The sequence below is a fragment of the Methylomonas sp. genome (assembly GCF_023228165.1).
Taxonomy (GTDB): domain Bacteria; phylum Pseudomonadota; class Gammaproteobacteria; order Methylococcales; family Methylomonadaceae; genus Methylomonas.
Genome location: NZ_JALOBS010000008.1, coordinates 35,608 through 60,293, shown reverse-complemented (window position 1 = coordinate 60,293; position 24,686 = coordinate 35,608). Strand labels below are relative to the sequence as shown.

The window sequence follows — 24,686 nt, the reverse complement described above, 5'->3', positions numbered from 1 at the left end:
TTTAAAAAGGGCCGGCAGTGATAACCCGCTTCGGCTACGGTCGGGGGTGAGCGTACTATTGGCCATTAACCTTTCATTCAGGCGATAGGGCGGTGTAACGACTATGATCGGATAGTAAATCAAGCCTTATTCGCCGCCGCAAAGGTGGGTCTTTACCCGCTCTAACAATGAAGTCATCATGCGGCGTTCCTCTGGACTCAAAGCCGCCAAAACCTCGGCTTCTACTGCGTCGGCAATCGTCCAGAGTTCCAGCATGATAAGTCGTGCCTTATCGGTGATTTCCAGTCGGTAGGCGCGTCGGTCATCGACATCCTTGTTACGCCGCACTAGGCCGGATTCTTCGAGTAAATCGATTTGCCTGGCTAGCGTGATCGGCTTGATCTCCAAAATTTCGGCCAGATCGACTTGGCGGCAGTTTTCGTTTTCGGATAAGTGCACCAGCGCCCGCCATTGCGAATGGGTGAAGCCAATATGTTCGGCCTCCTTATTGAAACGCTGGCGGATGATGTGGCTAATTTCGTAACTGAGAAAACCAAATTTAGAGTGCATGAGGCCGAATTAAGCTAGAAATCATATAATAAGTATTGGTCATTATATCGCTCTATACGTTTCTGACAAGCCACTTGCAGCTGTCGGCAGACTAAACCAAGGGCAATAGCGAGATGCAGTTACCAATAGCGGCCTGTTTTAATCGCTGTCAGGGCCTCATCCGGCGGTTTCGGGCTGCCGATCAATTCGCCCTGACATTCCCGGCAACCGGCATTACGCAGCCACTCCAATTGCTTCATCCATCCAACACCTTCGGCGCCGACGGCAAAGCCATGGCGTTTGGCGGCGGCGATGATCGCTGTAGCGGTAAACATGGCGTCGGCGCTGTCGGGTAAGCCGCTGACCAAAAATTCGTCCAGCTTGATAATGGTAATGGGTATCTCCGCCAGTACCGTGTTGACGACATCGGCGCAGGTAATGTGGTCAGCAGCAACTTCAAAGCCTTTTTCAACCAGCCCTACCACGAGCTCCGCCATCTGCGCGGGGTACAGTACGAAGGCTTTTTCCGGAATGTCGAAACGAAACCGTTTGCAGGGTAGTTGCCGGGAATCGACATACAGGCATAGTCGCTGTAAGAAATCCTGATTCAGACAGGTTGCCGCGGATAAATTGACCGCAATGCGTAGCGCCGGCAGACGGCTAGCACATTGTTTGAGTTGGGTAAGAATCGCCAGCGCTTGCTCCAGCATCAGAAAATCCAGGGTTTCTTCCCGGTTTGCTTGCGAGACATGATTCAACACTTCTTTTGCGGTCAGTAAGCCGCGCTGCGCCTGCCAACGAACGCGCGTTTCAATGGCCGTCACCCTACCGGTCTGTATATCGACGATGGGTTGAGCAAAGGCACTGAACTCATGGTTGCTTAACGCATTGTCAATTTCAGTTCGCCAAGCCTCCGTCGGTGGCTTACGCTCGTGTTGCACCATTGCGCCGCTTTGCAGCTTATAGCCGTGTCCACCCTGTTTTTTGATTTGATACATAGTCTGATCGGCGCGCCTTAACAACTCGCTGGCATGGGTATGGGCATATTGATCGTGGTAAATGCCGATACTGGCCGATACGCGGAACATACGCTTGCCCACGGTTATCGGTTGCTCGATGTCAGTCAGCACGGCTGCCGCCACATTCTGGGCCTGGTCGGCGTCCGTATCCATCAATAGCAAGGCAAATTCATCACCGCCCATGCGGGCGACAAAACCGTGGTGCTGTTTGGCGCTATGCCGTAAACGTTGAGCGACGATCATGAGCACGTAATCGCCGCTTTCGTGGCCCGTCCGGTCATTGATCAGTTTAAAGCCATCCAGGTCGATAAACATCACGGCGACAGTGCGCTGCGATTGCTGGTGCACTTGAAACGCGCCATTGATTTCCGAGCGGAAGTAGCTACGATTGGGTAAGCCGCTGAGCGGATCGTGCAAGGCTTGCGATTCCAGCTGCTTGATATAGCCGAGATAACTATCGATTTCAAAGAAATGCTCCAACAACCAGTTCCGCCCGCCTTGAGGGTTCGGGATGTGGCTTAAACTGACCAGCAAAGCTAGTGGCTGGCCTTTTTCAGTAATGCCAATCGCCTCGCCCTGCCAATTGCCGGACACCTCCAGTTGAAATTTGGCCCGGCACAACAACCTGGCATGATCAACTATGTGCGGCGGTGCCTGGCCGATATGCGCTTGCCGACAAAAACCGGTGATTTGTGCATAGGCACGATTGCACCAGACCAAGCATCCTTCCGTGTCCAGTATTGCCATACCTTGCCCAAGGTGATCCAATACCTGCTGGAACCAATGCGCGCTGAAGTCCGTTATCATTCGATAATTCCTTACAGAAGTTAGCGTGGCCGCTTGTTTTCGATTTCATCCTGGCAATCGGCACAAAACGGCGCGGCCGGCTCGGTTTCCAAGCGAACCGCTTCCAGTTCGTCCTCGCAGCGGCAGCATAAACCGAAACTGCCATTACGAACCCTCTCCAGCGCTGCCTCGAGCCGTCGGCGGTTGCGCAGCAGTCGCTCTCTTAAAGACTGACTCATGGCTTGCTGCTGCATGGCGTCCATTCTGGACAATCTGCCGACACGGCTTTGATCGAGTTGCACGGTACCGGAATTTGTCTGGTCGGCTAGTTCCAACGCGGTTATTGCTTCATCCAATTGCTGCTGCATCAGTGCGCGATAATGCTCTATTTGATCGGGTAATAACATGATGTCCTCGATATACCGGTAACACACGGTGAGCGTGGCAAATGCGTATCGAGACGTGGTTGTGGCAGGATGGTTAAGGATGGCGGAGATATCCCGCATTCGAAACAAGCACCCAACAACCACAATCGGGCAGGGGCAAATCACCGGCGTGTTATCTAAAAATAAAAACCGTTACTTGATCTGAATGCGCTATTACACTGGCCTGAACGCTGTTTTCGATTGGAGGAGAGTTGATTCTATCCCAGAACGCTGAAGGTTCGAGGTTTTTTTTGCATTGCCGGTTAACATGCCTGCAATACCGGCAGGCTTCCCAATACTATGATTAGCCGGGATATTTCAGCAAAAATATGACCCGGCATCAGCCGATGCCGTCTGTTCGGATGGCGGTTTTATTCTGTTACAACAGTGGATCGAAGATTGGATTTATCAAAGCCATCGCCCAAGCCTTACACGATCCTCGCGATCCGGATCGGATATCCATACCATACGGGATTTAGCGGCGCAACGCTGCTATGGGCGGTGTTTGCGGCCTTGAAGGCTGCAACGGTCATGATCGCTTGCGGCACGATCCATTGCTGTAACCAGCGGTGGGCAGTCGCCGGCAGCCCGACATTCTGGCGTTGAACCAAATACCGGTTGATTAATTCATCGTTTCCGGTCCGCCAAGGTCAGCCGGCTTCCATTCGTTTGATTTTCCGATCATACAGAGGCACTAACGACGAGTTGAATTTGAACCCGCCGCCGGATCGATCCCAAACGTTGGGGATTCCGACCGCCACGTTAACTACGCCTGAAGCTTATTGCAGCAGCGGGCGCCATCTTTCTTCAAGTCCGGCCGTACGTCAGATTTGCTAATAACGCAGGCTACTTTCAGGTGCCTGCAAACGGAGTCAATTCTACGTCGGCGGCAATACGCTCGGGGCCGGGCTTAGCTGGATTGTAACCTGGCCGATATTTTCAACGCGGCCGGCAGTTGTCAAGAGCTGCTTGTTTCACTGATGTCTTATATTTGTTGCATCTGTTTCAATGTTTCATGATTAAGACGGTGATCATTCGGCAATGGTCGATCAAGGTCTAATATAAACAATAACTTATAAAAAATGCTGAGCAAAAATGTTGGCACGCGAATTGATATAAGGTTATTAATAGTTTCTAATTCAACCTTAGCGGGGTATAACCATGATCTTCAGACAGCTTTTTGAAACCGAGACCTCTACCTACAGTTATTTGCTGGGTTGCCAACGTACCCGTCGGGCACTATTGATTGATCCGGTGGTGTCGGAAATCGATCAGTATCTCAACTTGCTGCAAAACCTTAATTTAAAACTGATTTACACGCTGGAAACTCACGTGCATGCCGATCATGTTACAGCGGCGGGCCAATTGCGGGAGCAAATTGGCAGTAAAAGCGTGGTACATCGGGATGCCGGAGCCATGTGCGCCGATTTGTTGGTAACCGATGGCGTGACGTTGCAGGTGGGTGATCTGGATTTGGAAGTGCGGCATACACCCGGCCATACCGGCGGTTGCGTCAGTTATGTGATGGCCGACAGGGTGTTTACCGGAGATGCATTATTAATCAACGGCAGTGGCCGTACCGATTTTCAACAAGGCGATGCCGGTCTGCTTTATGACAGTATCACCCGTAAGTTATTCAGCTTGCCAGCCGATACTCTGGTGTATCCGGGGCATGATTACCAAGGCAATACGGTTTCGACTATCAAGCAGGAAATAGCAAAAAACAGCCGCTTGGGCGGTGGCCGGACTCGGGAAGAATTCATCGCCATCATGCAGGACTTGAAACTGGCTTATCCTAAATTTATCGATAAAGCCTTGCCGGCCAACCAGTCCTGCGGGCTGGTCGTGGAACAGGATTAGGGAGCTATCATGTTGCTTACCTTGTCGCTGTCTCTGGTCATCGGTTTATTGCTGGGACTGTTGGGCGGCGGCGGTTCTATTCTAACGGTGCCTATGCTGGTGTATTTGTTGAACGTGGAACCGAAAACCGCTATTGTGACCTCGTTTGTTGTGGTGGGTATTTCCAGTTTGATGGCATTGATCCCGCATGCTCGCCGCCGGTCGGTATGTTGGAAAAGCGGGCTGTTTTTCGGTTTGTCCGGCATGCTGGGAGCTTTCGCCGGCGGACGCTTGGCCGCGCATTTTTCCTCGGACTTGCTGATGACCTTATTCGGGTTGATCAGTCTGTCAACCGGGCTATTGATGCTGCGAAGGACTAAGGGTCAAGCCGATTCCGATTCAAATATGGAGTCCGCTTCGGTTTGTCCGTTAAAAGTACCGTATTTGCGGGTACTTTTTGACGGTTTTTTCGTGGGCGGCCTGACGGGGATGGTGGGTGTGGGCGGCGGTTTTTTGATCGTGCCCGCCTTGACTTTGCTGGTGGGTTTGCCTATGCAGGGTGCCGTCGGTACTTCGTTATTGATTATTGTGATGAATGCCTTGGCGGGATTTGCCGGTTTTAGCCAACATGCGGAGCTGGATATGCCCTTGACCATGCTTGTTATGACCGGTGCCTTAGTCGGTAGCGGTCTGGGTGCCGTGCTTTCCGGTCACATCAAGCCGGCTTGGCTACGTCGTGGTTTCGGGGTGATGGTGGTTGGTGTCGGTATTTATGTGTTGTCGCAATCGTTAACGGATGAATTGCTAAGTAGTAGCCAAGCCTGGTTTAGCAATGCGCACGGACTGGTCTGGCTGTTATTCGGTTTGCCGGTCATTTTGAGTTTGCTCCGCATCGGCACTTGGGTACATAAAGCCGATCGCGTTATGCTTGGCAAACAAAAACCAGCGGACGGACATTAACAATATGAAGCCTGAACGTTTTAATGAGTTACATTCCGGTTTGAAAGTCTGGTCGGACCAGTTGGGTAATCTGCTGATTGAAGCGTTTCATTATCTGGCGTTATTCGTAATCGGCGCAAGTATTGTCTGGTCGGCGGTCTTCGCTTATGCCGGTATGGTGGCGCAGGGTCACGCTACCATCGGTGATATTCTGCTGCTGTTCATTTATCTTGAGCTGGGGGCGATGGTCGGAATTTATTTCAAAACCAACGTCATGCCCGTACGATGCCTGATCTATGTCGCGATTACCGCGTTGGCCAGACTGGTGATTGCCGATGTGTCGGCCCATCACGAAGCCGGCATGGGCATGTTATGGGTGTCCGCGGCGATCTTATTGCTGGCGATATCCACGCGAGTGATTCTGAAACCACCGTCGGACAACGGTTGAGTCTAACAACGACAAGGAGGTCCGCAAAATATAACTATTATAATAATGATCGATTCAGATCGAGGAGCTGTTATGAAGCAGGCAAATAATCCTTCCCGCCGTCGTTTTTTTACACAAACCGGTGTCGGACTATTGGCTTGGGCCGGGGTGCCCAGCTGGTTACAGGCCATGGAAGGCATGAGCGATATGCCGAAATTACCGGCGCGTAAAGCCTCGCCCAATTTTCATTCGGATGTAGAAATCGATCTGGTCTGTAAGCCATCATCTATTGGCATTTTGCCCGGCAACGTAACCCGGGTGCAACAATATTTCGCCACGCTGGTAAAAGGTCCGGCCAATACCCTGACGCAACTGCCCGGTTCATATCTGGGGCCGATATTGCGTTTTCAAAAAGGCCAGAAAATCCGCATCAATTTACATAACCAGCTGGATGAGCTCACTATTACCCACTGGCATGGCTTGCATGTGCCGGCCGAGGTGGATGGGCATCCCGTATACTCGATAGGCAAAGGCGAAACTTTTGTTTACGAGTTCGAAATGTTGAATCGCGCCAGTATGAATATTTACCATCCGCATCCGCACAATACTACCGCCAAACAGGTGTATCACGGTCTGGCCGGGGCGATTATCGTCAATGACGACGAGGAAAAACGCCTGGGGCTACCGGATGGCGAATTCGAAATCCCGCTGGTGATTCAGGATCGTTTGTTCGATAACAATAATCAGTTGATTTATGCCCGCCACATGCGCGACAGGATGATGGGGTTTTACGGCGACCGGATTTTAGTCAACGGTTTGCCCAACTTTCATCTTGATGTTGCCAGTCGGGCTTACCGTTTTAGAGTGCTCAACGCATCCACGGCACGCATTTACAAGCTGGCGTGGGACGATAACACACCCATTACCGTAATCGGTACCGATGGCGGTTTGTTGGAAAAACCCGTCAAAAAATCCTATGTCATGCTGGCCCCCGGCGAGCGCTTGGATGTCTGGGCCGATTTCAGCGGGCGGAAAGTCGGCTCGCGGCTGGTGTTGCGTAGCCGTGAGTTTTCCGGCGTATTGCCGGGTATGATGGGCGGCGGACGAGGTATGCATGGTTCGAGTTTGCCAGTAGGCAGCGACTATCCGATCTTCAGTATCAAGGTGACTAAACAGGTGAGCGACAGTCCGGCCTTGCCGCAAAAATTGTCTATTATTAAACGCTATACCTTGGCTGATACCGCCAATCCGCATAAGCCGGTGCCGATCGGTATTTCCGAAGGCCCCATGAGAATGGTTCTGAACGGCCGGCCTTATGCCTATAACGACCTACAGCCCAATGAGCGGATTCCATTCGATACCGTGCAGTTGATGGAAATTTTCCACGCCCACGGCGGCGGTCATGGTGGTACTGCAAAATCCGCCGGGCGGCACGATGGGGGCGAACAAAGCGGTCACAAGATGGGCGGCATGGGCATGCGCGGTATGAATCATGAAGGCGGCGGGAAAGGCATGGGCATGGGAATGCGGCATGGCGGCGGTATGGGCATGATGATGTCCATGGCGCATCCGATACATCTGCACGGCCAATATTTCCAGATCCTCAGGCGCAGTCTGGACGGTCCCGAGAGCAAGGGCTATGCCTCGGTTAAAGACGGTTTTATCGAAGGCGGCTGGAAAGATACGGTATTAGTGATGCCGGGCGAACGGGTCAAAATCATCAAGCCTTTCCAAGACTTCAAAGGTTTGTTCATGTTTCATTGCCATAATCTCGAACATGAAGATATGGGCATGATGCGTGACTTTTCCGTGGAATAAACGTTATAACCGGCTGCCAGGAGGGTAAGAGCATGGCGACTAAACATAAGCATTTTAAAGTCGATGGCATGCAATGTACGGGTTGCGAAGACATCATTATCGAAGCCGTTGCAGAGCTACCCGGCGTAGAGCGGGTCTCGGCCAGTTACATTCAGCAGATTGTGGATGTGGTTTACGATGACTCCCTTGTGGGGTGGGCGGCAATTCAACAGGCTATTATTAACAAGGGCTATATTGTTAACCCGCCCAAGGCGCGAAGACTCGGCATACTGCGTACCATATTGGCTTTTTTAATTTTGCTGATCATCGTCGGCGGTGTGGTATTTTGGGGCAAAAGCCAAATGCCGACCGTGATGCAAATGATAGAGCCACAGGCCGGTTATGCTGTTTTATTTGGCATCGGTTTTTTGACCGGGTTTCATTGTATCGGGATGTGCGGCAGTTTCGTGGTGGGTTATACCGATACCAGTCGATCTAAATTCAGACAAGTACTGGCGCATTTGAGTTATGGCGTGGGTAAGGCCATATCCTATACCTCGTTGGGCGCCGGCTTTGGCCTGCTGGGAGCAAGCATTGCCATTACGCCGCAAATACGTGGATTTGCCGCGTTGGCAGCCAGTGTGTTTTTAGTGCTGTATGGTTTGAAGATGCTGAATGTGTTTGACTTTTTACGCCGATTTACCTTGCGTTTGCCCAGTTCGCTGAATCGCCAGATCAATGCCGGGATACGGAAACAACGTAACGCACTGACCACCGGCCTGTGGAGCGGCCTGTTGCTGGGATGTGGCCCGTTGCAAGCCATGTATATCATGGCGGCCGGTAGTGGCGATCCCTTGCAAGGCGGCATGATTTTATTGATGTTCAGTCTGGGTACCTTGCTGCCGCTTTGGGGCTTTGGATTATTCGCAACATTATTGTCAGCCAAGACCATGCACCAGTTGGCTCGGGTATCCGGCATTCTGGTGATTGTGATGGGAGTGATGATGGCGCAGCGTGGCTGGCAGATGTTGAAAACCGGGCATCTCATGAAGATGCCGCAGTCCACGATGATGCATTAATCAGCTTACCTGAATGACTTCATTCCGGAGGGGCTGTTTTGTCTTGTACATTACAAAACGGTAATTTTATGATTAACTCAAATTCATTCAAGCCACACTTACCCAGGCCCAGTCTGCTGCGCTGGGAAATAGCCGCGGCATTGCTGATTAAAATCGTATTGCTGATCGGTTTATGGTTTTTAATTTTTCGTTGGCAGGACAGGCCTGTCGACAAGCCGGATATGGCCGAACACTTTGCCTTATCGTCGGCAAACGCGGTTGCGCCAGTCGATTTCTCGTCTCAATCTTTAAAAAAGGAGCCTTCCCATGTTCGGTGATGACATTGTCATGCTGTCCAGGATGCAGTTCGGGCTGACCGCACTGTATCATTTTTTATTCGTGCCTTTAACCTTGGGCATGACCTTCATCCTCGGCATTATGGAGTCGGTGTATGTGATGACCGGTAAAGAGGTGTACAAGGACATGACCAAGTTTTGGGGCAAGTTGTTCGGTATCAACTTCGCCATGGGGGTAACCACCGGGTTGACGTTAGAGTTCCAGTTCGGCACTAACTGGGCCTATTATTCGCATTATGTCGGTGATATCTTCGGGCCGCTGTTGGCTGCGGAAGGCTGGATGGCGTTTTTTCTGGAATCAACCTTTGTGGGCTTGTTTTTCTTCGGCTGGGATAAGTTAAGTAAGACCCAGCATCTGGTAGTGACTTGGCTGCTGGCCGTGGGCACCAGTTTGTCGGCATTGTGGATTCTGATCGCCAACGGCTGGATGCAATATCCGGTAGGGGCCGAGTTTAATTACGAAACCCTGCGCATGGAAATGACCAGCTTCGCCGATGTGTTTTTTAATCCGGTGGCACAGGTTAAATTCGTGCATACCGTGGCGGCGGGGTATGTGACGGGCTCCATGTTTGTGTTGGGTATCAGCTCCTGGTATTTGCTTAACAAGCGGGATATCGGTTTTGCCAGACGCTCGTTCTCCATCGCTTCGGCATTCGGCTTGGCTTCGATTTTGTCGGTAATCGTGCTGGGCGACGAAAGCGGCTATACCGAAGGCGAAACCCAAAAAGTCAAACTGGCCGCCATCGAAGCCGAATGGGAAACCGAGCCTGCGCCGGCCGGTTTTACCCTGTTCGGCTTACCGGATCAGGAAAACCAAGAAACCCGCTACGCCATTAAGATTCCTTATGTGTTGGGGTTAATTGCCACTCGTTCCATCAGTGAGGAAGTCAAGGGTTTGAAAGACTTGCGCGCGGAAAGCAAGCAACGCATCAAAAACGGCATGCTGGCCTATGCGGACTTGCAAAAGTTGCGTACAGGCGATACTAGTGACAGTGTCAAACAAAACTTTGCCGTCCGTAAAGCCGATTTGGGTTATGGCTTATTGCTGAAAAAATATACCGAGAATGTGGTGGATGCCGATGCCGCCATGATCGAAAAAGCCGCGGACGATACGCTGCCCAAGGTCGCGCCGCTGTTTTGGACGTTTAGAATCATGGTGGCCTGCGGTTTTACCATGCTGTTTATTTTTGTCATGAGTTTTTACTACTGCGCGACTCGAGTAGCCGATCAAAAACGCTGGCTGATGCGGATGGCGGTATGGTGCATTCCCTTGCCCTGGATTGCCGCGGAAACCGGTTGGTTTGTGGCTGAAGTCGGCCGGCAGCCCTGGACGATTTCCGGCATATTGCCGACTCACTTAAGCGTGTCTAGTCTCAGTGCCGACCAGCTCTGGTTTAGCATCGGCGGTTTTGTGCTGTTTTACACCGTATTGTTGATTATCGAGATGTATTTGATGATCAAGTATGTGCGCATCGGGCCTAGCAGTCTGCATACCGGGCGCTATTGTTTCGAACAAACCGCGGCCGCCCACTAAGGCAGGGGGATAAACATGAAAAAATTCAATTTTATACTGGGCATGTTGATGGCTGCGACCGCGGTGCAGGCCCAGCCGCCGGTCAGTTCGGAAAGGCTGGATACCGTTGCCGACCGTGGCCGGCATGTGATGCCGTTTAATTTGGAAAAAACCCTGCATGTGTTCGACAAAACCATGCATGGCGGTATTCAGCAAGTGATAGCCTACAATACTGGCGATGCGGAACAAATCGCCTTGATCCGCCGGCATTTGCTGCAAATCAGTCAAGGCTTCCGTCAAGGCGATTTTTCCCGCCAGCGGCAGATTCACGGCGACGATATGCCCGGCCTTGCCGAGCTGGCGGCTGGTTATGCCAAGGTGCGTTCCGATTACCGGGAATTGCCGAATGGCGCGGAAATCGAATATTCCGCCGAAGACTCAAGTCTGGTGGATGCAATTCATCGGTATTTCAATGCGCAGCTCAGCGATCATGCCCGGCACGCAGTCGGTGAAAAGCCCGAGCAATGCAAGCATAAAATGCACCGCCACGGCACAATGCAACCATCTTTACCAAAGGAGTAAGCTATGTTCGATTATGAAACGATACGTGTAATTTGGTGGGTGTTTATCGGTGTGGTCGGCATCGCCTTTGCTCTGACGGAAGGCTTTGATTTCGGTGTCAGTACTTTATTACCGTTTATCGGTAAAACCGATGTGGAAAGGCGGGTGATTATCAATACCGTCGGCGCTACCTGGGAAGGTAATCAAGTTTGGTTGGTGCTGCTGGGTGGGGCGATATTTGCCATTTGGCCCGCTGTCTATGCCACTTTGTTTTCCGGCTTGTATGTCGCCATGCTACTGGTGTTGTTTGCATTGTTCTTTCGTCCAGCCGGTTTCGATTATCGCAGCAAATTGGATAATCCCGGCTGGCGCAATGCCTGGGATTGGGCTTTGTTTTTAGGCGGAACCTTGCCGCCGGTTTTGATAGGGGTGTTGGTGGGTAACCTGATTTTAGGCCTGCCGTTTCACCTGGATCAGGATTTGCGGACCTTCTATGACGGTTCGTTCTGGGCTTTATTGAGCCCGTTTGCGCTGCTGTGCGGTGTGACCGGTTTGTTACTGACCACGTTTCACGGGGCGTTGTTTTTGAAATGGCGCAGCGAAGACGTGATTCATGACCGGGCCGTACTGGCGGTGGAATTTCTGGGGCCGGTGCTGGTTGCGGCGTTGAGTGCGGTGATGTTGTGGGTATTTGTCGGTATCGATCGTCCCGAGATCACCCAAATGGCCGGCACCGAGGCGCCTTCCAATCCCATGCATAAAACCGTCATCGGCGATGGTGCTGGCTGGATAGCGCATTTTATGCAGTACCCCTGGATGTGGTTGGCACCGATGGCCGGTTTGGGCGGTTTTGCCATGGCTTGGTGGATGGGCAAGGGCGAATCCAGAATGGGCGCGTTTCTATTCAGCTGCGTGGGCGTTACAGGCACCGCCTTGAGCGTGGGTTTTGCTTTATTCCCCTTCTTGCTGATTTCCTCAACCGATCCGAATTCCAGTTTGACCTTATGGGATGCCAGTTCCAGTTATTCCACCATGGTATTGGCATTTTGGATTACGGTGATTTTTCTACCCATCGTATTGCTTTACACCCGCTTCGTTTACCGAATTATTTGGGGTAGCGTCACGGAAGCGGCAGTCTTAAAAGACAGTCATACACTTTATTAAGGAGAAAACTATGTGGTATTTCGCTTGGATTTTGGGCGTAGGCTTTGCCGCCGCGTTCGGCATCATCAACGCCATGTGGCTGGAATCGGTCTGCGACATCGATACTCACGGTATCGATCAGTCTTGCGATACGATGCGTAAGCCGAATTCCTGAAATTGAATATCTGCAAGGGAGGCCGTTTCGGCCTCTCTACATAACAGAGGGTTTTCGTTAGCCTGACCGTGACGTTTTAATCGGGTTGGCTTATCAATATCCGGTCTGCAAAATGAGTGGATTAATTGTTCGACGTGTAATAAGGCATCCCGGAAAGCCCCGGCACAGACCTCTAGGCATTGATTAAGAATAAATAGCTAACATACAAGATGGGTAATACCCGCAAGAAATCGGTAAAACAGATATTTATTTCGTGCAAATTTTCATTCAAAATGAGCCAAAATCCCAGGTTTATCCAAGCGATGCGCCAAGCATCGCTATCTGCACCATCCAAATGTCATTCGGCGTTGATCGACCGAAAATATCTCGGAATAGTATCGGTCAGTAAATCAGTCAGGTTGACCGGCTTGAAAAGTGTTACAATCCTTCCAAGTTGCTAAGCCTCGTTTCTACTGGCCGTCGTTCCGTGAATTACTAGGGCGGCGGTTCGAGCCCGTCCGGGGTAGCCAATAAATCAAGGGTTTACGATAAATCGTAGGCCTTTTTTTTTGTCCACAGAATACTCGGTATAGGTGTAATCACCGGGTTGTTGGTGCTGGGTAGCGGCGAAAATAACTACACCTATCCTTGCACATTGAGGCCACCCTTTTGAGTTTACACAGTTACCAAACGGTCGATCGCGCGCAATTAGCCGAAGACATCGATCAACTCCATCAACAAGCCTTAGCCGATATCGGACCTGATGATTTCAAACATCTAAAAAGCATGGAGCGCTGGGGGAAGCTATGCTCCCTGATCGGTTATGGCACCGCCTGGCTGTTTCCTAACCCTATTTCCGCTTTGCTGATCAGCCAAGGTAGTTTCACCCGCTGGACCCAAGTCGCCCATCCGATTGTGCACAAAAGCTACGACAAAAATACAGCGGTTGGTGCCAATTACACCAGTAAAACCTTTGGTCGGGGCTGGCGGCGCTTTGTCGACTGGCCGGACTGGATGACGCTGCCGGGTTGGCATCATGAGCATGATTTATTACATCATTACAACCTGGGCGAAACAACCGATCCTAACAATGCCCAATACAACATGGAATGGCTTCGTCAATCCAAGCTGCCTATAGGGTTGCGCTATGCCATCGTGGCGTTCTTCTCGGGCATCTGGAAAATCAGTTATTACACGCCACGCACTCATAAAGAACTGCTGCTCAAAAACGCACGTCAACAAGGTCGGCCAGCGCCGGTGATGACCCGTGTCGGGGCCTGGAGTTGGTTTACGCCACAAGGCCGGTCATTGTGGCTGCAGAGCGTGTTACCTTATATCGGCTATCGATTTGTGTTGATTCCCTTACTGTTCTTGCCGTTGGGCAGTTTCGCCGCAACCAGCGTATTGCTCAACTCCATCCTGGCGGAAATTTTCACCAACATGCACAGCTTTCTGGTGATGATGCCTAATCACGCCGGTGATGACGTGATGGCTTTTGAGACTAAATCCGATAGTAAAGGCGAGTTTTACTTGCGGCAGATACTGGGGTCGGTCAATTACCCGACCGGCTCTAACTTTAACGACTTTTTCTATGGCTGGTTGAACTACCAAATCGAACACCATCTATGGCCCGAGATGCCGTTAAGCCAATATCAAAAGCTACAACCGCGAGTCAAAGCGCTGTGCGAAAAACACAATATACCTTATTGTCAGGACTCCATTTTCAAACGACTATTGAAAGCAGTGGATATCATGGTGGGCAAAACCTCCATGCTGAAGCCCGCGGTTGCGCAGTGAATGGATCAACAAGCCGGGACAAATAAATCAAGGGCTCGCACAAAGTAGAGCTTTTTGAATGAATGGGCGGTTATAATTTATTCTCGAAGCAAATAAGGACGGGGTGTTCGTGCTGTTAGGCAGCGCGGATATTCGCCACTAAAGGAGTGGTTTCATGGCCAAGAATCTTAGTATTTTAATAGCTGGCCTGTCGATTGGCGGATGTACGTCGATAACAGTTGCTCCGCTTGACGCCAGCTATAACGTAAAACATATCTGTATCAGAGAGAACCCCAAGGTTGTTATCAACGAGCTTGTGCCGGTAATTACGGATGGCCTGGCTCGTCATCACATCGAGAGCGAGTTCATAGCGTCAAACTTGGATAAACAAAAGCTACAAGCGGAAGACGGCAAGCCTGATCGGCATTACATGGCAATGACCCCGCTACCGGACTTTTGCGAATTCAGCCTGACGTACACAGCTAGGCAGTCGTGGGACTTTACAACGTATTTATCGACCGCCGACATTGAAATTTCCAATAAAACCGGCGTGATCGGTTCGGCCAATTACCGCCTGATCAATAAGGGCGGATTATCTTTTATGAAATGGCAAGATGTTGATACCAAGCTTGATCCGGTTATGGATCAGTTGCTGCGGTTTTACAAATAGCGATAATGCCCTGATGGTTCGGGCTTGACAGACTACCCGCTATTTTCCTGCTGGCTGCCGCGACGTTACTAACAAGGATGCTGGTTTAATGGTATCAGCGTCCTCTCCACTTTCGATTAAACGTTCTGCCGTATACCGAAAGCTGTACTCGATACAAATTAATGTGGAGCACGCCTTCGCTGTCTCGGGTGAGTCCGAAAGATGGTTTGCGTAGATCTTCAATAAAGACGTAATAGTGGTTGAAGTGTAGCTCTGCAGTGTGTGAAAACATAAGTTATGACCTCACTAACATCATTGGAAACACTTTAACTATAGAGCATAAATTAATGTTATTTAAGGTTTACTGTTGTCTTTTTTAAAGAGGATATGTGAAATTAGGATTCCAGCCCGCTTCGTTGCGCGTGGCCATGTCATAAACCAGATTTTATCGCTATTGGTTAGTCGACGATTTGTCGGTAATTGACCGATCAAGTTGCCGCTTGTATTGCCCAGCGTGTTAATGGGGCTAAAAATTCAGCTCAATCCACGCCGGGTCGTGGTCGCTGCCGTCGCCGCCGTGTTTGGTGCGCCGATCGATATGGGCAGCAACAAACCTGCCTATAAGCGCCCGACTTAGCCATATTTGATCTATGAGTTGGTAGGTTGGCGGTTCCGGGCCGGCTGGATTTCTCCGGTATGTCCAAGCTGGGGTTTGCGGGCCTGGGCCTTCTTTTTCCGCTTTGGCGGGCCGCGTTTCCGTTGGATTGTGCAGGGCATTGAATAAATCCTGTCCTTCGACTCTCGGCAGCGATTGTAAAAATTCGGAATCCGGCGGATCGTTCATGTCGCCGGTTAAAATGAAGGAGCTATTCGGCCTTTCAGTCTCCGCTATCAATCTGGAAATGGTCTCTGCCTGCAGACGGCGGCGGTGATTGGCTTGGATTTCCCCGCTTTCCTGATTTTGGCCGAAAGGTACGTAATGGCTCTTTAAGTGCGTGTTGTAAAACGTGAAAAGCTTTTTGCTTCGATTGGCGTTGAGGATTTCGATACGTAATAAATCCCGGCTGAACACGCGGCGTTCAGGTTCTGCGGGATGTACGGCAGCCTGAAAGGACGTAATAGCGCCGAAAGGTAGTTTTGAGAGTACGCCAATATCGATCATCCGGCTGTCATTCCCTTCAATCAGCGCCACATGAGGATACAGACCGTTCAAAAAATCGTGGTTAAACGATTTGAGAATTTCAATATGCTCGACCTCTTGAACCGCTAAAACGTCGACATTCATTGCCTGGATGCGCTTTGCAATGGCTTGGGTTTCGGCAATCTCTTTGCCTTTCACCATATGGCCCATGAATGTGCGTACCTGAACGTTACGCTCATCGTCGAATTCAAGGGAAAAGCCACCACTCGATTGAGGAATATTGCTGATCGCAGCCTGAAAGTTAAAGCGTGAGAAGAGATTATTCAGATTGAAGGTGCCAACGGAAACAAGCATGGTCGAATCCTCTATTGCTTTTTGTCTCTAAGTATACATCCTTGGCAAATAAAGCTGATGACGTGCGCATAATTTAGTAGCCCTGCTAAAACGGGTTGAGCTCGTCCAGGCCTCGGAACAGATGCCCTTCGATCGTTAAATAAGCTCACGATTCCAAAGTGAAGGGTCATCAAGGGTTGGGTTAATTAACTATGCGGCGTGCCGAGAAGGGTTATGCTGCGGACAAGGAATAAGCTTTGCGCCGGGCTCGCGAATGCAATCGTAACTTCTGTTTTGATAGCACAAAACGCACCGATTTAAACGGCGCAGATAGCGTTGATAAGCGGCGTTCAGTAGGTGTTCGAGTCTGGGAGAGGGCTCGATGTGCCTGGCTTGGATGTCGGCATAAAGTTGGCGGGCTTGATTGATTAAGATGTCGTTGTCCATTTGGGCCTCCCGAAATGCAACTTGGTTTGCATTTAGAATATTAGCATAAATTAAATAACAATATCGCGCGAGATCTTGTTTCGCTCATCAAGACTTTGGCGGATTACAGTGAAGCAAAGGACGGAGTTTTTTAGGGCTGGTCCAAAATCCGGATATTTTGTTTGATGTCTGGCTTCGATTGTCGAAAGTCTGCGAGTCGACTCGGCTGAGTGCCGTAAAAAAACTGTCATCTTATTGGGGTATCCTGATGCCGATTAAACCTCTGTGGTTCGGTTTTCCGCTACTTAGCAGGTTTTTTAGACAGCAACAATTTAGGAAAAAACACCATGACCGAAAATGTTCCCAATATCCCGACACTGACCATAGGCGATAAAACGCACCCTATCGATAGTCTCAGTGATAACGCTAAAGCTCAAATCACTAATTTGCAGATCGTGGATGCCGAAATTCAACGTCTGCAACAGCGACTCGGTATTGCTCAAGTAGCCCGGGCCAGTTTTGTTGCCACGTTACAGGAAGAAGTTGCTAAATTGGGCTAGGGCAGTTCCCGTTTCTAACGATTCGGCCAAAAATGCCGGACAAAAAAAGCCGCTTGATAGCGGCTTTTTGGTCCAACCTGAAACGATTAACGTTTTGAGTATTGTGGACGTTTTCTGGCTTTGTGTAAGCCGACTTTTTTGCGTTCAACTTCGCGAGCGTCGCGGGTCACATAACCGGCCTTTCTCAAGGAAGGTCTTAAGCCTTCGTCGAAACACATCAGGGCACGGGTCAAGCCATGGCGGATAGCGCCGGCTTGACCGGATGGGCCGCCACCGCTAACGATGATATTGACATCGAAATCGCCGGATTTTTCCAGCAGTTCCAGAGGTTGTCTGGCAATCATTTCGTCGGTTTTGCGACCGAAATATTGATCAACAGGGAGTTTGTTGATGGTGAATTTTCCTGAGCCGATGGTGGCGTAAACGCGAGCTACTGCGCTTTTGCGACGACCTGTTCCGTAATATTGAGCTGCCATAAACTATCTACCTGCTTAAAAGTCTAGTACTTTAGGTTGTTGAGACTGATGATTGTGCTCAGAACCTGCGTAAATTTTTAATTTTTTGAACATGGCGCGGCCTAATGGATTTTTAGGCAGCATACCTTGTACGGCGGTGCTGATGATGCGATCAGGGAAAGTTTGTCTCAGCTTGCCCAAAGAGGTCGATTTCATGTTGCCGACATAACCGGTATGGCGGTAGTACATTTTGTCTGTTTCTTTGTTGCCGGTGACGCCCACTTTCTCGGCGTTAATGACGATGATGTAATCGCCAGTATCAACGTGTGGTGTGAATTCGGGTTTATGTTTGCCGCGAAGACGTCGTGCAATTTCAGTAGCAAGGCGACCTAGTGTCTTTCCTTCTGCATCAATCACGTACCAATCGCGCTTAACTTCTGCGGGCTTTGCACTAAATGTTTTCATCTTTGCTTCTTAATTCTGTTAAGGCTATGTATAAAGAACGGGGATTTTACTTAAAGCAGACCTTAACTTCAAGTTGTTTTAGAGTTTAATTTTCAGCGAATGCAGTTTCCGGTACAAATGAGTACGCTCCATGCCTATGGCGGAGGCCAGTTTGGCGACGCTGCCGCCGTTTTTTTCGAAATGATATTCCAGGTAGGATTTTTCGAAATGGTCTCGGGCTTCCTTTAACGGCAGGTTAAAAAATTCCGGTACATTGTTCCCTAACTTGGGTTGCTCCGCAATGGACCCCAACGCGGTCTTGACTTCATCGAGTTCGATATCGTCTCCGGCGCCCAATATCATCAGGCGTTGCACTAAATTGCGCAATTCCCGCACATTGCCGGGCCAGCTGTAGTTGCGCAAATAATTTTGCGCCGCCATCGAGAAACGCCGGAACGGCAATTTTTCGTGCACCACGAAATGATCGATATAAAAATTCAGCAAACTGGGTACGTCTTCGCTGTGGTCGCGCAAGGGATGGACGTCCAGCGTGACTTCATTTAACAAATAGTATAAATCCTGACGGAAGCGGCCATGATTGACTTCTTCGTCCAGCGCCATGCGGGTGGAGGCGACTACACGCACATCGACGCGTACGGCCTGACTGCCGCCGACGCGCAGAAAAGAGCTGGATTCCAACGCGCTGAGCAGGCGGGCCTGGGTTTCCGGGTCCATGCCGCCGATTTCGCCTAAAAACAGCGTACCGCGGTGGGCTTGTTCTAATAAGCCGCGATATACTCGGCCATTGTCTTCCCGACCGAAAAATTCCACGGCGGCATTTTCAGGTGAAATACTGCCGACCGAGACGTCAATAAACGAGCCGTCGCGACGCGGGCTGTTGTTATGTAGATAACGGGCGAACATTTCCTTGCCCACGCCGGCTTCGCCGACAAACAGCACCCGGGTGTCGTGCAAAGCCAAACGTTTGACCTTATCCTTGGTACGTTCGATCACGGCGCTTTTGCCGACCGGGTCGACGCCTATCATTAATTGTTGTTTCAGCCCGGCGTTTTCGCGTTGCAACGAGCTGGTTTCCAGCGCCCGCTCGACAATCAGCAGCAGTTTGGCCAAGGACAGCGGTTTTTCCAGAAAGTCGTAAGCGCCCAGTCGGGTGGCCTCTACCGCTGATTCTACGGAGCCGTGGCCGGACATCATGATGACAGGGCATAGCTGCTCATCTTCGGCGACCCATTCTCTCAGCAGCGTGATGCCATCCAAATCCGGCATCCAGATGTCCAGCAGGATCAGATTCGGCTGGCGTTGGATCTTGAGTGATTTGGCTTCGGCGGCATTTTCGGCCATCGCCACTTCGTAACCTTCATCCTCAAGAATTTCCGAAACCAATTGACGAATGTCTTGTTCGTCGTCGACGACTAAAATGAAAGGCGCTTGTTTACTCATTTACTGTTTCCAAATTCAAAGACCGGTAGCTGGATTACAAAGCCAGCCCCGCCATTATATGACGTATCCACCCAAATAACCCCGCCATGTTCTTCGATGATTTTTTTGACAATCGCCAGCCCTAGGCCGGTGCCCTTAGCTTTGCTGGTGACATAGGGCTCAAAAATGGTTTCGATTTGATCGGCATGTAGCCCGCTGCCGTTGTCGTATATGCCCAGCTCCGCATATTCGGCATTGTTGCGTACCGCTTTATTGATTTTGATTTCGATGCGGCAGTTGCCGGCGGTGGCCTCCTGGGCATTTTTAATCAGGTTGTGCAGGACTTGGCGAATACTGACCGGATCGGCCTCGATTATGACGCTACGGGAAGAAAACGAGGTGCTGAATAGTATTCCGGAGGGCACATATAACGCCAAAATTTCCTGAATCAAATCGATCAGATTGATTTTTTCGACTTGCTTTTTGGAGGGGCGGGCGTATTCGGAAAAGTCGTCCACCATCCGCTTCATGGCTTCCACTTGCTGGACAATGGTGCGGGTGCCGCGTTGCAGAAAGTCCTGCGACGTTTCGGGTAGTTCCTTGGATAATTTGTGCTGCAGGCGCTCAGCGGAAAGCTGGATCGGCGTGAGTGGGTTTTTGATTTCATGGGCCAGTCGGCGCGCCACTTCGCCCCAGGCGGCATTTTTCTGCGCTTGAATCAAATCCGTAACATCGTCGAACACCACCACTGCTCCCATGCGGCTGCCGTCCTGCAAAAATAAAGGTGTGCCGCGGCAGAGCAGTTCCTGGCGGCCGTTCGGGCCGAGGAAGACGATGCGTTGCTCCCAGATGTCGTCAGCTTTTTCCAATAATTGTTGAATCGCTTCCAGTACGTCGGCGAGTTCGGCGTGTTTGCTGGCCAGATTCGATAAGGACTGGCTGACGAAATGGCTGACAGGGATGTGCAAAATCCGGTAAGCCGCCTGGTTGGCGGTGCGGATATGGAAGTCGGCGTCGAAACTGATCACGCCCGCGGTCAGGTTGGCGAGTATGGTTTCCAGATAGGCGCGCTGATTTTCCACTTCCAGGCCGGCGGCCCGGGTTTCATCGCGGGAACGGGCGATACGTTTGGTCATTTGGTTGAAGGATTCCACCAGAAAGCCCAGGTCGTCCTGACTCATGACCGGCAGCTGCTGTTTGTAATCGCCGTCCGCAACGGCCTGGGTGCCTTTCACCAGCTCCTTGACCGGTGCAACGATATTGCGGATGCTGATAAACGCCACCCAGATGGCGGCCAACAAACTCAACAGCAAAACCAGCAACAGGATCAACGAAAAACTGGTTTTCAGGGAATTGCGCAGAAAGGTCATTTCCTGATAGCGGATGAAGGCGAATTCGATGGAGTCGGCTAAATCGGTCACCCGTACCGGAATAGGGTACAGCACTTGCAAAAACCGCTTCTGGTCGCGGTCTATCGGCAAAATGACACGCACCATCATTTCGTCGTTGTCGCCAGGGTCGAAGGCAAAATATTCCTTGTTTTGCCGCAGCTGTAGCCACATTTGCTCGTCGGGTAGATGCGGCAGAATATCGCTGGGATTGGTGCTGCTGGACGCCAGAATCCGGCCCTGGCTGGAAAAGGCGGCAATTTCCATGGCGCCGGAATCGGCCCACAACGCACCGATTTCCAAGGCAATCAGCGTGTCGGACTTGTTTTCCAGTTGAGCGGCGATATGCCGGGTTTGTTTGATATGCCAGTTCATGCGTTGCGCCAGCGCGGACTGGCTGAGCTCCAGCGCGTCGTCCATGGCGCGATCGATTTCCACGTTAAACCAGCTGTCGATGCCTTGATGTAAAAATTGCACCGAGAAATAAAACACAATCGCCGCCGGTGCCAAAGCCAGCAGTACAAACAAGGACACCATACGGGTGGTCAGCCGCGAACCGGCTTCTTTTTTCTTCAGCTCGCGCACCAGCGAGTAAGCGTTGACCGCCACCAAGATCAGTAAGGTAATGGAACCCAGGGTGTTGATAACCAGCAGCCAGGAATGCATTTCGCTCAACTCCGACGATTCCTGGGTGGAGCTGCTCATCAACTGCAGCGAAAGCAGGATGAAGCCGAACAGGATCAGGATGGAGGCGCTAGCCGGCAGTTTTATTTTTGAATAGGCCATAGTGTCCAGTCACTGGAGAGAAACCATTGGGTGTCCAGGTAAGCAAAAGGTCGTAGTGGAACCGGCAGCGCCTCGCGGTCGAACCGGCATTTAATTGCCAGATAATAGCGTTGGCCGGGTTGGATCAGGTCGACGGCGAGCTGTGTGTCGTCATGCAGGCCGGACATAAAGTTCAGCGCTGCATTGAGCGTTAAAAACATTTCGCCGTCGTCTTCGGGTGTCACTACTTCATATTGGTTCAACAAGGCGTGAAATTGAATCTTATAAGGCCGTTCCCGCTGATACAAGGTGCTGTCCCAGATACGCCCGACTTCGCGGATATTTAAGTCGACTATCCAGGTCAGCGGCACGCCTTTATGCAGGGCTTCCTTGGCGGTCGGACTGAGCCGGTAATCGATGCGGGCCTGAATTTGCAGGTCGGCGCCGGCTTGGATCAAGTCCGCTTGGCGGATGATTGCGGCATAAGGATCCGCCGCGCTGAAAAATGGCCAGAGGCTCAGGCACAGGATCAGGCCGAGGCTAAACGGCTTTGCCAAGCTTGGCATAATAAAAGCCGTCCATTTGCGAGTCGCCGGTGAGAATTTGCCGGCCATGAGGACGGGACATACCCCAAGCGGCGTGGATAGTCAGTTCTGTTGCAGCGGGGTGGCGATTTAAAAAATCGGCGATTTGCAGTTCGTTTTCTTGTTTCAATACCGAACAGGTGGCGTACAGCAGTATGCCGCCCGGCGCCAACAGATCCCAGGCGGCGGCGAGGATTTTGGCTTGTAAATCCCGCAGGGCGGCAATGTCGGATTCCCGGCGTAACAGTTTAATGTCCGGGTGGCGGCGAATAACGCCAAACCCGGAGCAGGGCGCATCCAATAATATCCGTTCGAACAGGCGGCCCGCAGCCCAGCTTTGCGGGTTGGCGGCGTCGGCTGCCAGGGTGTCGGCTCGCAACTGCAGACGGTGCAAATTATCGGTGACGCGTTGCAGGCGGTTGGCGTCTATATCTATGGCCAGCAGGGATTGCAAGGCGGGTTGCCGTTCTAAAATAGCGGCGGTTTTTCCGCCTGGCGCCGCGCAAATATCCAGTACCCGGTCGGCCGGTTTGGCATCCAACAAGCCGGCGGCCAATTGCGCGGCCACGTCTTGAACCGAAACGCGCCCTTCGCTAAAACCGGGCAATTGATCGACATTCAGCGGCTCGTCCAGAATTAACGCGCTGGGACAATGGGCAACCGTTTGCGCGCTTATGCCTTGCAGATTAAGCTGCCGCAGATAGTCTTCGCGGCTGTTTTGACATAGATTGACCCGCAAGGCCATGGGCGGTGGCAGGTCGTTGGCGGATAATATTTGTCGGTAGTGCTCCGGCCAATTGGTTTTCAATTGTTTGATTAGCCAATGGGGATGGTTGAGTTCGGCCTGTTGGTCGGTCGCGCATTTCGTGTTAAGTGTTTCGGCATCGCGCAAATAGCGTCGCAGAACGGCGTTGACCAGGCCTTTGGACCAGGGTTTGTGCTTGGTGGCGGCCACGGTTTCGGAAACGGCGGCATGCGGCTTGACCCGCATATGTTGCAACTGATAGAGACCCACCAGCAGCAAAGCCTTGATATCGCCGTCCTTGGCTTTTAAAGACTTTTCCAGTAATTGCCCGAGCAGGCAATCCAGGGCAAAGTAATGCCGTATCACCCCGTAACAGATAGCTTGTACAAAGGCCCGATCCTGGTGGTCCTTCAGTTTGGGCAGCTGGCTATCCAGCGCAGCGGTCAGAGAATGGCCATCGCTAATCACCCGCGCTAAAATTTGAGCCGCGCAGCCGCGTAAATTCATAATCCCAACCGCACGCCGTCGGCGGCATGCGCATTCAGAAAATCCTGGCCGGCAATGCGTTTGCCGCCGGGTAGCTGTACTTCCAGCAGGCGCAGCACGCCATCGCCGGTTGCCACATCCAGATGGTGCTCGGCGCAATCGATGCCGCCGGCGGGCAAGGTGCTGGTTTTATCCGTTAAAGCGCAAAGCCAGACCCGCAGCACTTCGCCTTTAAACAAGGTTTGCGCCACCGGCCAGGCATTTAAGCCGCGAATTTTGCGGTCCAGCTGAATAGCGGAATTCGTCCAGTCCAGCACCGCTTCGTGTTTCTCCAGTTTATGCGCATAGGTAACCAGGGCCTCATCCTGCGCTTCGGCCATAACCGTGCCTTGTTGATATTGGTCAAGCACTTTAACCAGAGCTTCCGCACCCAATGTTGCCAGCCGGTCATGTAGGCTACTGGATGTGTCGGTGACGCTGATCGGGCATTCCACTTTCAGCAGCATGTCGCCGGCATCGAGTTTTTTCACCACTTTCATGATGGTGATACCGGTTTTGTGGTCGCCGGCCATCAGGGCTCTATGAATCGGCGCGGCACCGCGCCAACGCGGTAACAGAGAGCCGTGTACGTTGATGCAACCCAAGCGAGGCGTATCAATTACCGCTTGCGGTAAAATCAAACCGTAAGCGATTACCACCATTAAGTCAGCATTCAGCGAGGCTAATTGGGCCAGAGCTTCCGGTTGTTTGAAATTTTCCGGTTGAAAAACCGGAATCAGATGGGTTTGCGCCAATTGCTTGACCGGGCCGGCCGTCAGTTTGCGGCCGCGACCGGCGGGCCGGTCGGGCTGGGTGTAAACCCCGCAAATTTCATGGTTTGAATTTAATAGGGCTTGCAGGGTGGGTACCGCAAAATCCGGCGTGCCGGCAAAAATGATTCTCATGCGGC

At 51.4% G+C, this 24,686-nt stretch carries 25 protein-coding genes; 13 read left to right on the top strand and 12 right to left on the bottom strand.

Annotated elements, in window-relative coordinates:
* Positions 1 to 126: 126 nt before the first annotated feature.
* The 3 genes from M0R33_RS07620 to M0R33_RS07610 all read right to left on the bottom strand — a co-directional run bounded on the left by M0R33_RS07620 (position 127) and on the right by M0R33_RS07610 (position 2,740).
* On the bottom strand, positions 127 to 549 hold the full coding sequence (locus tag M0R33_RS07620; protein WP_292567413.1) for a MarR family transcriptional regulator: 423 nt from the start codon (positions 547 to 549) through the stop codon (positions 127 to 129).
* 119 nt (positions 550 to 668) lie between these two features.
* Entirely contained in the window at positions 669 to 2,354 is a 1,686-nt protein-coding gene (locus M0R33_RS07615; RefSeq protein ID WP_292567410.1) for an EAL domain-containing protein, read from the bottom strand.
* A 20-nt stretch (positions 2,355 to 2,374) separates the two neighbouring features.
* Positions 2,375 to 2,740, bottom strand: coding sequence for a TraR/DksA C4-type zinc finger protein (locus tag M0R33_RS07610; RefSeq protein ID WP_292567406.1), 366 nt, complete (start codon positions 2,738 to 2,740; stop codon positions 2,375 to 2,377).
* A 1,179-nt stretch (positions 2,741 to 3,919) separates the two neighbouring features.
* Here M0R33_RS07610 and M0R33_RS07605 point away from each other — a divergent pair.
* From M0R33_RS07605 to M0R33_RS07550, 12 genes are all read left to right on the top strand, one after another.
* Positions 3,920 to 4,618: an MBL fold metallo-hydrolase gene (locus M0R33_RS07605; RefSeq protein ID WP_292567403.1), complete on the top strand. Its 699-nt coding sequence runs from the start codon at positions 3,920 to 3,922 to the stop codon at positions 4,616 to 4,618.
* Between the two features lie 9 nt (positions 4,619 to 4,627).
* Positions 4,628 to 5,557, top strand: coding sequence for a sulfite exporter TauE/SafE family protein (locus M0R33_RS07600; protein WP_292567401.1), 930 nt, complete (start codon positions 4,628 to 4,630; stop codon positions 5,555 to 5,557).
* Between the two features lie 4 nt (positions 5,558 to 5,561).
* On the top strand, positions 5,562 to 5,984 hold the full coding sequence (locus M0R33_RS07595; RefSeq protein ID WP_292567398.1) for a phosphate-starvation-inducible PsiE family protein: 423 nt from the start codon (positions 5,562 to 5,564) through the stop codon (positions 5,982 to 5,984).
* Between the two features lie 72 nt (positions 5,985 to 6,056).
* Complete coding sequence (locus M0R33_RS07590) at positions 6,057 to 7,781, top strand: multicopper oxidase domain-containing protein (RefSeq protein WP_292567396.1); 1,725 nt, start codon at positions 6,057 to 6,059, stop codon at positions 7,779 to 7,781.
* 32 nt (positions 7,782 to 7,813) lie between these two features.
* A complete protein-coding gene (locus tag M0R33_RS07585) occupies positions 7,814 to 8,839 on the top strand; it encodes a sulfite exporter TauE/SafE family protein (protein WP_292567393.1) in 1,026 nt (341 codons plus the stop codon).
* Positions 8,840 to 8,907: 68 nt separating this feature from the next.
* Complete coding sequence (cydP, locus tag M0R33_RS07580; RefSeq protein ID WP_292567390.1) at positions 8,908 to 9,156, top strand: cytochrome oxidase putative small subunit CydP; 249 nt, start codon at positions 8,908 to 8,910, stop codon at positions 9,154 to 9,156.
* The gene (locus M0R33_RS07575; RefSeq protein ID WP_292567388.1) at positions 9,146 to 10,708 is read left to right on the top strand and encodes a cytochrome ubiquinol oxidase subunit I; all 1,563 of its coding nucleotides are present in this window, start codon (positions 9,146 to 9,148) and stop codon (positions 10,706 to 10,708) included. Before cydP ends, M0R33_RS07575 begins: the two co-directional genes overlap by 11 nt.
* 15 nt (positions 10,709 to 10,723) lie before the next feature.
* Positions 10,724 to 11,269 carry an aspartate carbamoyltransferase gene (locus tag M0R33_RS07570; RefSeq protein WP_292567385.1) on the top strand — a complete coding sequence of 182 codons (546 nt, stop codon included), beginning with the start codon at positions 10,724 to 10,726 and terminating at the stop codon, positions 11,267 to 11,269.
* 3 nt (positions 11,270 to 11,272) lie between these two features.
* Positions 11,273 to 12,412 (top strand): cytochrome d ubiquinol oxidase subunit II, encoded by a 1,140-nt coding sequence (cydB, locus tag M0R33_RS07565; protein ID WP_292567383.1) that lies wholly within the window; start codon positions 11,273 to 11,275, stop codon positions 12,410 to 12,412.
* A 10-nt stretch (positions 12,413 to 12,422) separates the two neighbouring features.
* A complete protein-coding gene (cydX, locus tag M0R33_RS07560) occupies positions 12,423 to 12,566 on the top strand; it encodes a cytochrome bd-I oxidase subunit CydX (protein ID WP_292567380.1) in 144 nt (47 codons plus the stop codon).
* Between the two features lie 648 nt (positions 12,567 to 13,214).
* Positions 13,215 to 14,342: a fatty acid desaturase gene (locus tag M0R33_RS07555; RefSeq protein ID WP_292567377.1), complete on the top strand. Its 1,128-nt coding sequence runs from the start codon at positions 13,215 to 13,217 to the stop codon at positions 14,340 to 14,342.
* A 154-nt stretch (positions 14,343 to 14,496) separates the two neighbouring features.
* Positions 14,497 to 14,991 carry a hypothetical protein gene (locus M0R33_RS07550; RefSeq protein ID WP_292567374.1) on the top strand — a complete coding sequence of 165 codons (495 nt, stop codon included), beginning with the start codon at positions 14,497 to 14,499 and terminating at the stop codon, positions 14,989 to 14,991.
* Positions 14,992 to 15,496: 505 nt separating this feature from the next.
* On the opposite strand, the gene M0R33_RS07545 is transcribed toward M0R33_RS07550, so the two are convergent.
* Entirely contained in the window at positions 15,497 to 16,465 is a 969-nt protein-coding gene (locus M0R33_RS07545) for an endonuclease/exonuclease/phosphatase family protein (RefSeq protein ID WP_292567371.1), read from the bottom strand.
* Positions 16,466 to 16,654: 189 nt separating this feature from the next.
* Positions 16,655 to 16,891 carry a hypothetical protein gene (locus M0R33_RS07540; protein ID WP_292567368.1) on the bottom strand — a complete coding sequence of 79 codons (237 nt, stop codon included), beginning with the start codon at positions 16,889 to 16,891 and terminating at the stop codon, positions 16,655 to 16,657.
* A gap of 326 nt (positions 16,892 to 17,217) precedes the next feature.
* On the opposite strand from M0R33_RS07540, the gene M0R33_RS07535 reads away from it, so the two are divergent.
* Positions 17,218 to 17,430 (top strand): DUF6447 family protein, encoded by a 213-nt coding sequence (locus tag M0R33_RS07535; RefSeq protein ID WP_292567365.1) that lies wholly within the window; start codon positions 17,218 to 17,220, stop codon positions 17,428 to 17,430.
* Between the two features lie 86 nt (positions 17,431 to 17,516).
* Here the strand turns inward: M0R33_RS07535 and rpsI are convergent, their stop codons facing one another.
* The 7 genes from rpsI to fmt form a co-directional block, all read right to left on the bottom strand.
* Positions 17,517 to 17,906 (bottom strand): 30S ribosomal protein S9, encoded by a 390-nt coding sequence (gene rpsI, locus M0R33_RS07530; protein WP_292567362.1) that lies wholly within the window; start codon positions 17,904 to 17,906, stop codon positions 17,517 to 17,519.
* A 15-nt stretch (positions 17,907 to 17,921) separates the two neighbouring features.
* Positions 17,922 to 18,350, bottom strand: coding sequence for a 50S ribosomal protein L13 (gene rplM / locus M0R33_RS07525; RefSeq protein ID WP_013820102.1), 429 nt, complete (start codon positions 18,348 to 18,350; stop codon positions 17,922 to 17,924).
* A gap of 78 nt (positions 18,351 to 18,428) precedes the next feature.
* A complete protein-coding gene (locus M0R33_RS07520; RefSeq protein ID WP_292567359.1) occupies positions 18,429 to 19,790 on the bottom strand; it encodes a sigma-54 dependent transcriptional regulator in 1,362 nt (453 codons plus the stop codon).
* Positions 19,787 to 21,943 carry an ATP-binding protein gene (locus tag M0R33_RS07515; protein WP_292567356.1) on the bottom strand — a complete coding sequence of 719 codons (2,157 nt, stop codon included), beginning with the start codon at positions 21,941 to 21,943 and terminating at the stop codon, positions 19,787 to 19,789. The genes M0R33_RS07520 and M0R33_RS07515 overlap by 4 nt, the downstream gene beginning before the upstream one ends.
* Positions 21,925 to 22,488, bottom strand: a complete 564-nt coding sequence (locus M0R33_RS07510; protein WP_292567354.1) for a DUF4390 domain-containing protein — start codon at positions 22,486 to 22,488, stop codon at positions 21,925 to 21,927. The genes M0R33_RS07515 and M0R33_RS07510 overlap by 19 nt, the downstream gene beginning before the upstream one ends.
* The gene (rsmB, locus tag M0R33_RS07505) at positions 22,463 to 23,758 is read right to left on the bottom strand and encodes a 16S rRNA (cytosine(967)-C(5))-methyltransferase RsmB (RefSeq protein ID WP_292567351.1); all 1,296 of its coding nucleotides are present in this window, start codon (positions 23,756 to 23,758) and stop codon (positions 22,463 to 22,465) included. The genes M0R33_RS07510 and rsmB overlap by 26 nt, the downstream gene beginning before the upstream one ends.
* On the bottom strand, positions 23,755 to 24,681 hold the full coding sequence (gene fmt / locus M0R33_RS07500) for a methionyl-tRNA formyltransferase (RefSeq protein WP_292567349.1): 927 nt from the start codon (positions 24,679 to 24,681) through the stop codon (positions 23,755 to 23,757). Before fmt ends, rsmB begins: the two co-directional genes overlap by 4 nt.
* Positions 24,682 to 24,686: the final 5 nt, after the last annotated feature.

Excerpts from the sequence above, each read along its gene's own strand:
- M0R33_RS07590 (WP_292567396.1), top strand. The coding sequence starts at position 6,057 with ATGAAGCAGGCAAATAATCCTTCCCGCCGTCGTTTTTTTACACAAACC.
- cydX (WP_292567380.1), top strand. The coding sequence starts at position 12,423 with ATGTGGTATTTCGCTTGGATTTTGGGCGTAGGCTTTGCCGCCGCGTTC.
- rplM (WP_013820102.1), bottom strand. The coding sequence starts at position 18,350 with ATGAAAACATTTAGTGCAAAGCCCGCAGAAGTTAAGCGCGATTGGTAC.
- M0R33_RS07600 (WP_292567401.1), top strand. The coding sequence starts at position 4,628 with ATGTTGCTTACCTTGTCGCTGTCTCTGGTCATCGGTTTATTGCTGGGA.
- rpsI (WP_292567362.1), bottom strand. The coding sequence starts at position 17,906 with ATGGCAGCTCAATATTACGGAACAGGTCGTCGCAAAAGCGCAGTAGCT.
- M0R33_RS07520 (WP_292567359.1), bottom strand. The coding sequence starts at position 19,790 with ATGAGTAAACAAGCGCCTTTCATTTTAGTCGTCGACGACGAACAAGAC.
- M0R33_RS07535 (WP_292567365.1), top strand. The coding sequence starts at position 17,218 with ATGACCGAAAATGTTCCCAATATCCCGACACTGACCATAGGCGATAAA.
- M0R33_RS07615 (WP_292567410.1), bottom strand. The coding sequence starts at position 2,354 with ATGATAACGGACTTCAGCGCGCATTGGTTCCAGCAGGTATTGGATCAC.
- M0R33_RS07545 (WP_292567371.1), bottom strand. The coding sequence starts at position 16,465 with ATGCTTGTTTCCGTTGGCACCTTCAATCTGAATAATCTCTTCTCACGC.
- M0R33_RS07610 (WP_292567406.1), bottom strand. The coding sequence starts at position 2,740 with ATGTTATTACCCGATCAAATAGAGCATTATCGCGCACTGATGCAGCAG.
- M0R33_RS07570 (WP_292567385.1), top strand. The coding sequence starts at position 10,724 with ATGAAAAAATTCAATTTTATACTGGGCATGTTGATGGCTGCGACCGCG.
- M0R33_RS07510 (WP_292567354.1), bottom strand. The coding sequence starts at position 22,488 with ATGCCAAGCTTGGCAAAGCCGTTTAGCCTCGGCCTGATCCTGTGCCTG.
- M0R33_RS07540 (WP_292567368.1), bottom strand. The coding sequence starts at position 16,891 with ATGGACAACGACATCTTAATCAATCAAGCCCGCCAACTTTATGCCGAC.
- M0R33_RS07605 (WP_292567403.1), top strand. The coding sequence starts at position 3,920 with ATGATCTTCAGACAGCTTTTTGAAACCGAGACCTCTACCTACAGTTAT.
- M0R33_RS07550 (WP_292567374.1), top strand. The coding sequence starts at position 14,497 with ATGGCCAAGAATCTTAGTATTTTAATAGCTGGCCTGTCGATTGGCGGA.
- M0R33_RS07620 (WP_292567413.1), bottom strand. The coding sequence starts at position 549 with ATGCACTCTAAATTTGGTTTTCTCAGTTACGAAATTAGCCACATCATC.
- cydB (WP_292567383.1), top strand. The coding sequence starts at position 11,273 with ATGTTCGATTATGAAACGATACGTGTAATTTGGTGGGTGTTTATCGGT.
- M0R33_RS07595 (WP_292567398.1), top strand. The coding sequence starts at position 5,562 with ATGAAGCCTGAACGTTTTAATGAGTTACATTCCGGTTTGAAAGTCTGG.
- M0R33_RS07575 (WP_292567388.1), top strand. The coding sequence starts at position 9,146 with ATGTTCGGTGATGACATTGTCATGCTGTCCAGGATGCAGTTCGGGCTG.
- cydP (WP_292567390.1), top strand. The coding sequence starts at position 8,908 with ATGATTAACTCAAATTCATTCAAGCCACACTTACCCAGGCCCAGTCTG.
- M0R33_RS07515 (WP_292567356.1), bottom strand. The coding sequence starts at position 21,943 with ATGGCCTATTCAAAAATAAAACTGCCGGCTAGCGCCTCCATCCTGATC.
- fmt (WP_292567349.1), bottom strand. The coding sequence starts at position 24,681 with ATGAGAATCATTTTTGCCGGCACGCCGGATTTTGCGGTACCCACCCTG.
- M0R33_RS07585 (WP_292567393.1), top strand. The coding sequence starts at position 7,814 with ATGGCGACTAAACATAAGCATTTTAAAGTCGATGGCATGCAATGTACG.
- rsmB (WP_292567351.1), bottom strand. The coding sequence starts at position 23,758 with ATGAATTTACGCGGCTGCGCGGCTCAAATTTTAGCGCGGGTGATTAGC.